General features: G+C 46.1%; 9 protein-coding genes. All 9 read left to right on the top strand.

Going from position 1 to position 12634, the window contains the following annotated elements; translation table 11 throughout:
• Positions 1 to 152 precede the first annotated feature (152 nt).
• The 9 genes from H065_RS0102255 (at position 153) to H065_RS0102210 (ending at position 12401) form a co-directional block, all read left to right on the top strand.
• Positions 153 to 695, top strand: coding sequence for a hypothetical protein (locus H065_RS0102255; RefSeq protein WP_017811383.1), 543 nt, complete (start codon positions 153 to 155; stop codon positions 693 to 695).
• A 646-nt stretch (positions 696 to 1341) separates the two neighbouring features.
• Positions 1342 to 2373, top strand: a complete 1032-nt coding sequence (locus H065_RS0102250; RefSeq protein WP_017811382.1) for a BMP family lipoprotein — start codon at positions 1342 to 1344, stop codon at positions 2371 to 2373.
• A 134-nt stretch (positions 2374 to 2507) separates the two neighbouring features.
• The gene (locus tag H065_RS0102245) at positions 2508 to 4046 is read left to right on the top strand and encodes an ABC transporter ATP-binding protein (protein WP_017811381.1); all 1539 of its coding nucleotides are present in this window, start codon (positions 2508 to 2510) and stop codon (positions 4044 to 4046) included.
• Positions 4039 to 5118: an ABC transporter permease gene (locus H065_RS0102240; protein WP_017811380.1), complete on the top strand. Its 1080-nt coding sequence runs from the start codon at positions 4039 to 4041 to the stop codon at positions 5116 to 5118. Before H065_RS0102245 ends, H065_RS0102240 begins: the two co-directional genes overlap by 8 nt.
• Positions 5119 to 6081 carry an ABC transporter permease gene (locus H065_RS0102235; RefSeq protein WP_017811379.1) on the top strand — a complete coding sequence of 321 codons (963 nt, stop codon included), beginning with the start codon at positions 5119 to 5121 and terminating at the stop codon, positions 6079 to 6081.
• A 1014-nt stretch (positions 6082 to 7095) separates the two neighbouring features.
• Complete coding sequence (gene ilvB / locus H065_RS0102230) at positions 7096 to 8844, top strand: biosynthetic-type acetolactate synthase large subunit (RefSeq protein ID WP_017811378.1); 1749 nt, start codon at positions 7096 to 7098, stop codon at positions 8842 to 8844.
• A complete protein-coding gene (ilvN, locus tag H065_RS0102225; RefSeq protein WP_017811377.1) occupies positions 8841 to 9335 on the top strand; it encodes an acetolactate synthase small subunit in 495 nt (164 codons plus the stop codon). Before ilvB ends, ilvN begins: the two co-directional genes overlap by 4 nt.
• Before the next feature lie 198 nt (positions 9336 to 9533).
• The gene (ilvC, locus tag H065_RS0102220; RefSeq protein WP_017811376.1) at positions 9534 to 10526 is read left to right on the top strand and encodes a ketol-acid reductoisomerase; all 993 of its coding nucleotides are present in this window, start codon (positions 9534 to 9536) and stop codon (positions 10524 to 10526) included.
• 330 nt (positions 10527 to 10856) lie between these two features.
• Positions 10857 to 12401, top strand: a complete 1545-nt coding sequence (locus H065_RS0102210) for a 2-isopropylmalate synthase (protein WP_017811374.1) — start codon at positions 10857 to 10859, stop codon at positions 12399 to 12401.
• Positions 12402 to 12634 lie beyond the last annotated feature (233 nt).

The following is a 12634-nucleotide window of genomic DNA, read 5'->3' as shown; positions in this document are numbered from 1 at the left end:
ATATATGGATAGCCTTTTATTTATGTCTATTTAGGACTCGGGATATTTAGTGACTGGCTATCCATAAATGCTCCATTCCTTATCTCTCCACAAGATGTACAAGTGAGTGAACAAAGTAAAATGTATAGCTACAGTTCAAAGGAGATAGTCTAATGAAGAGAAGAGGACACTTATGGCTTTGGATCTGCGCTTTTACAGGGATACTGATCTTGATCCTAAGCCTGACTAATAGCATGACCGATAATACGGTTACACCGCCCAAGCCGATGACATCGGCAGTAACGCCGGTTCTTCAAACGAGGAGTGAACACACTCAAGCCGAAGATGAACGTATACATAAGCAAATACAAAAGCGTGTAGATCATTCAACACCAGAAGTTATAGTACCAATTATAGATAAAGAAACAGTTTCATTTAATGGACAGTCCAGAAATGGGTTTACACTTCAAGCGAATCAGACAGCTGCAACCCAGACCCTTGTTATCAACATGGAGAATACAGGTCGTTCTTCTTTTACCTATCAATTGGTCGATCCTGCAGGCACGGAATGCAGCATAGATACGATAAAGCCGGACAAGCAGAAGAAGATTCAATATACATGGATTAATCAGCAGGCGGGAGACTGGACAATACGTATTTCCAATAAAGATGGTTCCCCGGGTTCTTTTAGCTACGCTGTACAAACCCAGTCTTAATATAAATGACAGCCGGGCATCCAGCTGTCTTATTTTGAATAAAAGTGTGACCGATAAGAAGAAGACAACCTAATATATTCCCTTTTTATTTACAGTATTCCAGAGAGTGGAATTGAAAAAGACAATGGATAAGAAATATGTTGCTGTCACGGGACAAATCACGTAAACTGTCTGAAGGGCATGAAGCGGAACGGATATTTTGGGACTTCCATACTATGCGGCATCAATAAGTAATACGGGCTTCAGTAATGTGACAAACGGCATATTTGACTCGGAAAAGATACTTTATATATAAGGAAGACAAATAGAGGTGTCTTGTCAGGTATATCGATAATAAAGGTTCTACTGTACCTTTTTAGTGCATTAAAACAGTTTTGCTGTAAAGTATGTGTAGGTTATATAACATTGATGTAACGCGAAATAGTAAAAAAATCCAATATAGAGCGCTTACATTGTTTAATGGATAAATTAATTGACCAATTGTTATTAAAATAGTGGATTTTCCTATCACATGATTGTATAATCTGTTCAGTGACTATTAAATCTGCTCCGAAAGCGAACAAAATAATGTTATTTTCAGAAAATGTTCGTGTTTTCATGAGAGAGACAGAAACATAGTTGATACTTTTAAGGGGGAAAAAGATACATGAAGAAGGTCTATTCACTTTCGCTGATTATGGTACTGGCACTGTCCGTTATTCTGGCAGCATGCGGTAACAAGAGCGACAATGCAAGTGGCGGTGCATCTGAAGGCAAAGGTTCCAGCGACGTTAAAGTCGGTATGGTAACTGACGTAGGCGGCGTAAACGATAAATCCTTTAATCAATCTGCCTGGGAAGCTCTTGAAAAAGTACAATCTGCTGGCGGAGCAAGTGTAAAATACCTGCAAAGTAAATCCGATCAGGATTATATTCCTAACCTTAACCAATTCGTTAAAGATGGCTACAGCCTGACTTGGGGTATTGGATTCAACCTGGCAGACGCAATCAAAACGGTTGCAGGTCAAAACCCTGATGCCAAACTGGCAATCATCGATAGTGTAGTAGACGCTCCAAACGTTAAATCTGTAACGTTCTCCGAAAACGAAGGTTCCTTCCTCGTGGGTGTCGTTGCTGGTAAAATGACAAAAACGAATAAAATCGGTTTTGTAGGCGGCGAGAAAAGCCCTCTGATCCAACGCTTCGAAGCTGGCTTCCAAGCAGGTATCAAAGCGGTTAACCCTAAAGCTGAGTTCATTGCCAACTATGCCGGCGCATTTGACAAGCCGGATGTAGGTAAAGCAGCAGCTGCAACAATGTACAATGAAGGTGTGGATATTATTTTCCACGCAGCTGGTGCAACAGGCACAGGCGTATTCAATGAAGCAGCATCCCGTAAAAAATCCGGACAGCAAGTATGGGTAATCGGTGTAGATAAAGACCAATCCCTGGAGTTCGGTGATGAAGTGACTTTGACTTCCATGATCAAGCGTGTTGATACAGCAGTTGAGAAAGTATCCCAGGAAGTAATTGATGGTACTTTCAAAGGCGGTACAGAAACACTGGGTCTGAAAGATGACGGCGTAGGTATTGCGGATACTTCCAGCAAAAACGTACCTGCTGACGTACTGAAACTGGTTGATGAGTACAAAGCTAAAATCATCGCTGGCGAAGTTAAAGTACCTGATACAGTGAAATAATTGCTTTTGAACATATAGTACAACAGACAAGGCTGGTTAATAACTAGCCTTGTTGTTACGTCTACAGGTAAGTTTAAGAATGGCGGACATGCCGGTAACATATGAACTATTAATTTGCTTATAAGGGTGATCTAATGGATACAGCAACCCCTGTTGTAGAGTTAAAACAAATAACAAAGCGTTTTCCGGGTATCGTAGCCAATGACTCGATCAGTCTCAAGCTGCAAAAAGGCGAGATTCATGCTCTTCTCGGTGAGAATGGCGCCGGTAAATCAACGCTTATGAATATCGTGTTCGGGCTGTATCAGCCGGATGAAGGCAGTATTGAAATTGATGGCAAACCGGTGATTATCGATGGTCCCAACAGAGCGATTGAGCTGGGTATCGGTATGGTCCATCAGCACTTTAAGCTTGTTCAGCCATTCACTGTTACGGAGAACATTATTCTGGGTTCCGAACCGAGAAAGGGAGCCCGAATCAATTATAGAAAAGCAACAGAGGAGATCCGCAAGCTGTCCGAGCAATATGGTCTGCGCGTAGATCCCAATGCCAAGATCCATGATATTTCCGTTGGTATGCAGCAGCGTGTAGAGATTCTCAAAACGCTGTATCGCGGTGCGGATATCCTGATCTTTGACGAGCCGACCGCTGTACTGACACCGCAGGAAATCTCTGAATTGATGGAGATTATGCAGCGTCTGATCCAGGAAGGCAAGTCCATTATCCTGATTACCCACAAACTCAAAGAGATTATGCAAATTGCCGATACAGTAACAATTATTCGCCGTGGTAAAGTCATTGATACGGTCAAAAAGACAGAGACAACTCCGCAGGAACTGGCCGAAAAAATGGTCGGTCGCAACGTCAGCTTCAAAGTGGACAAAAAAGCGGCAGAGCCTGGCGAAGTGGTTATGCATATGGAGAATATCCTGTCTAAGAACAAGGATGGCATGGCTGTGCTGAACAGTCTGAATCTGCAGGTGAGAGCAGGAGAGATTCTCGGCATCGCCGGCGTAGACGGCAATGGACAGACCGAGCTGATCGAAGCACTGACCGGCCTGCGGCATGTAGATGGCGGTAAAATCACTTTACATGGCAAGGACATCACCAACCTGACGCCGCGTAAGGTAACCGAATCAGGCGTGGCACATATTCCGGAAGATCGTCACAAACATGGTCTGGTACTGGACTTTTCAGTTAGCGAGAACATGGTACTGGAAACGTATTACAAAGCACCGTATAACAAAAACGGCTTTTTGCAATATGATGAAGTGGACAAAAAAGCAACCCGTCTGGTAGAAGCGTTCGACGTACGTACGCCAAGCATCCATACGATGGCGCGCTCTCTGTCCGGTGGTAACCAGCAGAAAGCGATTATCGCCCGTGAGATTGACAAAAACCCTGAACTGCTCGTAGCGGCACAGCCAACGCGTGGTCTGGATGTCGGTGCAATTGAGTTTGTACAGAAACAGCTGATTGCCCAGCGTGACCAGGGCAAAGCCGTGCTGCTGATTTCCTTTGAATTGGATGAAATCATGAATGTATCTGACCGGATTGCGGTTATCTATGAAGGACAAATTGTGGGTGAAGTGCTGCCGGAACAAACCAATGATCAGGAATTGGGCTTAATGATGGCGGGAAGCACCGTAAAGAGAGGTGCAGCGCATGAGTAAATTGATGAAAATATTTACCGGGGATTCTTTTATTCTATCTATTGTGGCCATTATTATGGGTCTGATCCTCGGTGCGCTCGTCATGCTGATCGGCGGTTATGATCCGTTCGAAGCATACAGTGCCCTGCTTACCCGGGTATATGGGGATTCCTATAACTTTGGTGAAGCTATTCGTGAGATGACACCGCTGATTATGACAGGTCTGGCATTTGCTTTTGCAGCACGTACCGGTCTGTTCAATATCGGTGGTGAAGGACAGTTTCTGATCGGGATGACAGCCGCTTCTATCGTGGGTATCCATGTTCATGGACTGCCTGTGTACATTCATGCTCCACTGGCGGTTATCGCAGGTGCGGTATTCGGCGGATTGTGGGCAGCGATTGCTGGCTATCTGAAGGCTGCACGAGGCGTGAACGAAGTTATTTCCTGTATTATGCTTAACTGGATCGGTCTGTACCTGTCCAATATGATCATCAACAACTATGCATTACTGGATGGCGAGAACCGTTCGGTCGATATTCAGCCTACGGCTTCAATTGCAATCGGCTGGTTGTCCGAGATGATGGGCAATGCCCGTGTTCACTGGGGAACAGTAATTGCATTGCTCGCTGCGGTGTTCTTCTATATCTTTATGTGGAAAACCAAGCAGGGTTATGAGCTGCGTGCAGTAGGGTTTAACCAGGATGCCTCCAAATATGCAGGTATGAACGTTAACCGCAATGTCGTCAAAGCGATGTTTATCAGCGGCGCGTTTGCCGGTCTGGGCGGCGCATTTACCGTACTGGGCGTATTCGGTTACCAGTCGGTTATGGCAAGTTCACCAGGAACCGGATTTGACGGGATCGCGGTTGCATTGATTGGTATGAACAATCCATTTGGTATTATTCTGGGTTCCATTCTGTTCGGTACGCTGACTTATGGTTCGGCAGGTATGAGCTTCAGCGCGGATGTACCGCCAGAAATCGTACGTATCGTTATCGGTGCGATTATATTCTTTATCGCTGCACAGGGTATTGTGCGCTGGGTACTGAAGCCATTCTATGCCAAGCGTAAGAAAGAGAAGGTGTTGTAAATGGACGTATTAACAATTATCGGGCAGCTCATTAATACGACGCTTGTATTTGCTACAGCTCTGATATTCACTTCCCTTGGCGGCATTTTCTCGGAAAAATCCGGTGTGACGAACCTGGGACTGGAAGGTCTGATGGTCTTTGGTGCATTTGCAGCCGGTGTTGTAGGTCACTATGCACAGGATGCAGGTATGGATACATTCTCTGCGGCAACGATGGGCCTGCTGGCAGCTATTGTGCTGGGAACGATCGTATCACTCATTCATGCTCTGGCTTCGATTACGTTCAAAGCAGATCAGGTTATCAGTGGTATCGTTATTAACTTCCTCGCAGCAGGAAGTACGCTGTATATGGTTAAACTGCTGTTCGACGGTGCCGGTGAGACGGAACTGATCGCTGGTTACAACCGTATTGCGATTCCTTATCTGAGTCAGATTCCACTTCTGGGTGATGCGATCTTCAATGCATATCCAACAACGTATCTGGCGATTATCCTAGTGTTTGTATCCTTCTATGTATTGTACAAAACACCATTCGGTCTGCGTCTGCGTTCTGTCGGAGAACATCCGAGTGCAGCCGATACCGTAGGTATCAAAGTAAACCGTATGCGTTATATCGGCGTTATGCTGAGTGGTGCGCTAGCGGGAATCGGTGGTGCAACGATTACACTGACAACGACCGGTACATTCTCGCATAATACGATTTCCGGTCAGGGTTATATCGCAATTGCTGCGATGATCTTTGGTAAATGGAATCCGATCGGTGCGTTTGGTGCGGCAGTATTCTTCGGTCTGGCACAGGCAGTGCGTAACTATGTGCAGCTGTTTGCCTGGACACAGAGCATTCCGCCTGAAGTGATCTATATGCTGCCGTATGTACTGACTATTATTGTGCTGGTTGCAGCTGTAGGTCGCTCCAGTGCACCGTCAGCTCTCGGTCAGCCATATGATCCGAGTAAACGATAGACAGGCAGCGTTATAGATGACCTTGCCTGTCTGAGAAAATTAGTTTGTTTTAAGCAGCTTGGTAGTATAGGGATAAACAGCTGCCTGATCTACAGAATAAGCTGTACAAGGTAAGAATTTTGTAGCAGGGCAGCATAATAAAGAAAAGCCGAAATCCAGTAAAAAAGGATTTCGGCTTTTTTATTGGGATAAAAATTAAGAATCCACAGTAGAGCAAATTCTTAACACTGTAAAAACGATATAAAAAACGGTCGTTTCTGTATCTATTTCAAAATTAAACGATGTGTGGTCTAAATACAAAATCATTGCCATATTTATGCTGTTTAATTGTGCATAATGCACAAACAGGGAAATGGTTATGTAAACAGCATATTAAAATAATCCCTAAAAAACCTTGCAAATATAAGCTTTTTTGATAAATGGATAAATATAGCAATATGAAACTGTCAAAACGATTGTTCAAAAAGACAAAAAAATTAGTGTTGACTCTGTCTGGAATGAATCATATAATAATCCTAAATTAGCGGCGGACAATACAACATATTGTTCCGGTCCATATGAGAATACCAGATATCGGCTATGAAGAGGACGAAGTTTTAGGGGCTATTTTGTCCAGAGAGTGAAGCATCTGTTTGCTGCAAGCTTCATCAAAAACCCTTAGATACGAGCTCACCTCGGAGCTGTTTTCCTGAAAGGCATTGATTTCAATGATTATTAGGGAAAATCGTACAGTCTACGTTACAGACTACAGGTAAGGTGCAAAAGCACGTTACTTGGCGAGGTGTACATTGCCGTGAGGCTGTACACGAATATGGGTGGTACCACGGAAGCGATAGCCTTTCGTCCCTCTACAGAACATTTTTCTGTGCGAGGCGACGAAAGGCTTTTTTTGATACTTTGTTCGTCTCAGCTGCCAACCTGATCTTTGATCAGGACGCATCCGGAACGGGATGCAGCGGCTTTGCATATGCTGTGTATGTGAGATTGATGTAAATTTTGGGAGGAGGAATACTGATGAGCGCGCAAATACCTAATGTGCAATCGACAGATGAATTACGAGAGAAATGGATGAAGCCTGAAGTCATTACAGGTTCGGAAATGCTGCTACGCAGTCTGCTGTTGGAAGGTGTGGAATGTGTATTCGGATATCCGGGTGGAGCGGTGCTTTACATTTACGATGCCATGCACGGATTCGATGATTTCAAACATTTGTTAACACGGCACGAGCAGGGAGCGATTCATGCAGCTGATGGATATGCCCGCGCTAGCGGCAAAGTCGGCGTCTGTATCGCAACATCCGGTCCGGGAGCGACCAACCTGGTGACCGGAATCGCGACAGCTTATATGGATTCCGTACCCCTCGTTGTAATTACAGGCAATGTGGCAACGACGCTGATCGGAACGGATGCGTTCCAGGAAGCGGACATTACCGGGATTACAATGCCTATCACCAAACACAGTTACCTGGTTCGCGATGTAGAAGATCTGCCTAGAATTATTCATGAAGCTTTCCATATCGCCAACACAGGACGCAAAGGCCCGGTGTTGATCGATATTCCCAAGGATGTATCGGCAGCCAAGTCTCTGTTCAAGCCGCATACCGAACCGGTTATGATGCGTGGTTACAATCCAAGAGTAATGCCGAACAAGCTGCAGCTGGACAAGCTTCATCAAGCAATTGCCGAAGCCAAACGTCCACTGATTCTGGCAGGTGGCGGCGTGGTCTACTCTGGTGGTCATGAAGAACTTCTGAAGTTCGTCGAGACTACGGGGATTCCGATTACAACTACCCTGCTTGGACTGGGCGGTTTCCCAAGCGGTCATGATCTATGGATCGGTATGCCGGGGATGCACGGCACATATGCAGCGAACAACGCGATTCAGCAATCGGATCTGCTGATCAGCATTGGAGCACGATTTGATGATCGTGTAACCGGCAAGCTGGACGGTTTTGCACCGCATGCCCGCATCGCACATATCGATATTGATCCAGCCGAGATTGGCAAAAATGTCAAAACCGATATTCCGATCGTAGGCGATGTGAAGACGGTACTGGAGATGCTCAATATCGAAGCTGGCCATTCCAGCTATGCCGATGAATGGCGGACAACGATCGCTGGCTGGAAAAAGGAAAAGCCTTTCCGTTATGATGATTCCGAGGAAGTACTCAAACCGCAGTGGGTTGTGGAAATGCTCAATGATACAACACGCGGCGAAGCTATTGTCACTACGGATGTAGGTCAGCATCAGATGTGGGCCGCTCAGTATTATCGTTTTAACAAACCGCGTTCATGGGTGACATCCGGCGGACTGGGTACGATGGGATTCGGATTCCCATCTGCGATTGGTGCTCAGATGGCGAACCCGGAACGTCTGGTTATCTCGATTAACGGTGACGGCGGTATGCAGATGTGTGCACAGGAACTAGCGATCTGCGCCATCAATAATATCCCTGTCAAAGTAGTCGTGATGAACAACCAGGTACTGGGCATGGTCAGACAGTGGCAGGAACTGATCTATGATAACCGTTACAGCCACATTGATCTCTCCGGTAGCCCGGACTTTGTCAAACTGGCTGAAGCTTATGGCGTCAAAGGATTGCGGGCAACGAACAAGCAGGAAGCTGCAGCAGCCTGGCAGGAAGCGATGGATACACCGGGTCCTGTTCTGGTAGAATTCGTAGTCAACAAGCATGAAAATGTGTATCCGATGGTTCCACAGGGAGCCACCATTGATCAAATGTTAATGGGGGATAAAGAATGATACCGACAACGCTGAAACATACCATCGCCGTACTAGTCAATGACCAGCCTGGTGTGCTGCAAAGAGTCTCCGGACTCTTTGGCCGCCGGGGATTCAATATCGAGAGCATCACCGTCGGTTCATCGGAAGAAGCAGGATTATCCCGGATGGTTATCGTAACGACGGGTGATGAGAATACGCTCGAACAGGTAGAAAAGCAGTTATACAAAATCATCGATGTCATCAAGGTTATCGATTTGAGTTCCCGTCCGATGGTGGCACGTGAGCTGGCTCTGATCAAGGTTAAAGCAGAACCGGCAGAGCGTCCCGAAATTATGGGTGTTATTGATACCTTCCGCGCAGCTGTGGTGGATATCGGACCAAATAGCCTGATTGTACAGGTTGTTGGTGATACCGAGAAAATTGATGCCATGGTCGAACTGCTCAAGCCTTATGGCATTCGGGAACTTTCCCGCACAGGCGCGACAGCGATGATACGCGGTAACGTATAAAACCAATTCTCGCTGAAAAGAGCGGGGATTTGAGAGGATCACGCCTGAAACGGGATAGTCAATATCATGATTATGCAGTCGGACAGCTGGTTGTCGTGTTCCTTTGAAGTACCCGCTCTTTTCAGAGGGTTGTCATTATGTAACAGCAGTACTGCAGTACCGAAACGACGTTCCATACATTAAAGGAGGAAGAGAAAAATGGCAGTAACTACTTACTATGAAAATGATGCAGAATTGAACGTATTGAAAGGTAAAACAATCGCAATTATCGGATACGGAAGCCAGGGCCATGCCCATGCACAGAACCTGCGTGATAGCGGTCTGACTGTAGTTATCGGTCTTCGCGAAGGTAAATCCTTTGACAAAGCCAAAAATGACGGTTTTGAAGTACTGCCTGTAGCAGAAGCGACCAAGCGTGCAGATATCGTACAGATTCTGATGCCGGATGAAACACAGGCTAGCGTATATAAAAGCGAAATCGCACCTAACCTGAAAGAAACAGCTGCACTGATGTTCGCTCACGGTTTCAACGTTCACTTCGGTCAGATCGTTGCTCCGGAAAGTAATGATGTACTGCTGGTTGCTCCTAAATCTCCTGGTCATATGGTTCGTCGTACATATGAAGAAGGATTCGGTGTACCGGGTCTGATCGCTATTCATCAGGACGCAACAGGCAATGCCAAAGAAATCGGTCTGGCATATGCCAAAGGAATCGGCTGTACACGTGCAGGCGTTATCGAAACATCCTTCCGTGAAGAAACCGAAACGGATCTGTTCGGTGAGCAGGCTGTTCTGTGTGGCGGCGTAAGTGCTCTGGTAAAAGCCGGATTCGAGACGCTGACAGAAGCTGGTTATGCTCCAGAAATGGCTTACTTTGAATGTCTGCATGAACTGAAATTGATCGTTGACCTGATGTATGAAGGTGGTCTGGCGACTATGCGTGATTCCATCAGTAACACTGCGGAATATGGTGACTATGTAACTGGTCCTCGTATCGTTACCGAAGAAACCAAAAAAGCAATGAAAGAAGTACTGACTGATATTCAACAGGGTAAATTCGCACGCGACTTTATTCTGGAAAATCAATCCGGTCGTGCTTTCCTGACAGCAACGCGTCGTAATGAAGCCGAGCATCCACTCGAAGTAGTAGGCGGACAATTGCGTGAAATGATGCATTGGATTAAAAAATAAGATTTGAACATTTGATTTGGGGAGGTGGGGTTGAGATACGGTCACTCCGGGAAAAGATGGTTTGGTCGATCGCTGTTAAGATCTTATTTTTTGAACGACTGCTTCAGCAGCCAAAATCAGATCTGAAAGGCGAACGCTTCGCTACTTTTGAATTATTCTTTTCCCTTCATTGGCACGTATCCAACCTGCCTACCGCAAATCAATTTAAAATCTTTTTTAAGGTTAGGGTGAGAAGTAGAGAGGAAGACGGTTAGGAAGTAATGAGTGGATACATTCATTACTTGCAGAATATGAAATTATTTTTCCCCATAAAAACAAGGAGGTGCGATAATGCGTAAAATTTATATTTTCGATACTACGCTGAGAGATGGAGAACAATCGCCTGGGGTCAATTTGAATACCCGTGAGAAAGTGGAGATTGCGCATCAACTCGAGCGTCTGGGTGTCGATCGTATTGAAGCCGGTTTTCCTGCGGCATCGCCCGGGGATTTGGCAGCGGTTAATGCTGTGGCACGTGCAGTGAAGAATGCGAGCGTCATTGGTCTGTCGCGTTCCAGAGAACAAGATATCGATGCGGTACGCGAGGCGCTGAAGGGGGCGCAAGATCCGTGCCTGCATCTGTTCCTGGCGACTTCACCGATTCACCGCCAATACAAGCTGCGTATGGAGAAAGAACAGGTTAAGGATACCGCTCGTTCTGCAATCCGTTATGCACGCAAATATTTTGATAAAGTGGAATTCTCACTGGAAGATGCAGGACGGACCGAGCTGGAGTTTATCGCTGAGATGACCAAGATGGCGATCGAAGAAGGCGCTTACGTCGTCAATCTGCCGGATACGGTCGGATATCTGTCTCCTTATGAGTACGGCAATATTTTCAAATATGTCAAAGAAAACGTGCCTGGTGTAGAAAAAGTACAATTGAGTGCTCATTGTCATGATGACCTGGGGATGGCGACAGCCAATGCATTGGCAGCGATTCTGAATGGTGCGGATCAGATCGAAGGTACCATCAATGGTATCGGCGAGCGGGCTGGTAATACGGCACTGGAAGAAGTGGCACTGGCACTGGAAACCAGACAGGATTTTTACCAGGCGAAAACATCGTTTACCCTGTCCGAGATTGCCCGTACAAGCCGACTCGTCAGCAAGCTGACCGGTATGGTTGTACCAGGGAACAAAGCGATTGTAGGCGCGAATGCTTTTGCGCATGAATCGGGTATTCATCAGGATGGCATGCTCAAGGAGAAATCCACGTATGAGATTATGACACCGGAGACCATCGGATTCAAAGAGAGCAAGCTGGTAATGGGTAAACACTCCGGCCGCCATGCTTTCCGTGAACATCTGATTGAGCTGGGTTTTGAACTGGATGAAGGAGCGATCAATACCGCATTTACCAAGTTCAAAATTCTGGCGGACAAAAAGAAAGAAATTACCGAGGATGATCTGTTTGCTCTGCTGGAAGAGCGCATGACCGATGCACCGGAATTCTTCCAATTGGATTCCCTGTTTGTTTCCTTTGACAGTGAATCTGCACCGGTTGCCAAAGTACGCCTGACTACAGCCGATGGCGAAGTACGTCTGGAAGAATCCAGTGGTAATGGTGCGGTAGACTCTATCTATAATGCGATCGACAAGGCTTCGCAGGAAGATGTAACCCTGGCTGATTATTCGATCAAAGCAGTTACGCAGGGCAAGGATGCGCTTGGTGAAGTGCATGTCGCGCTAACCCAGGAAGGCATTACTGCCCAGGGACGCGGCGTCAGCACAGATATCCTTGAAGCGAGTGCACGCGCTTATGTTGATTCATTGAATCGCTTGGTAGAAAAGCGCAAGACTTATGGTAGACGTGACAATATCAGCATGATCTGATTGTAATGCTGTACCATTTTGAATTGAAATAAAAGTATATGCACTTTTCAGTCCCCTCAGGGTTAAACAGCTTCCTGCGATTTTCGGTCGCAGGAAGCTGTATTTCCCGAAGGGGATATTTGCTATGTCCAGATGCTTGCTGCTTGCTGTAGGCTGGATCGTTTTGGAGAACAGAAGGAGTAGCGGAGTATCTAAGACCAGACGAGATCTTGCTATGCTATTCGTTACATCTT

Source organism: Paenibacillus shenyangensis, from assembly GCF_000346635.1.
Lineage (GTDB): Bacteria > Bacillota > Bacilli > Paenibacillales > Paenibacillaceae > Saccharibacillus > Saccharibacillus dauci.
Note: the sequence above shows the minus strand (reverse complement) of the source record. Positions and strands in the feature narration are given on the sequence as shown.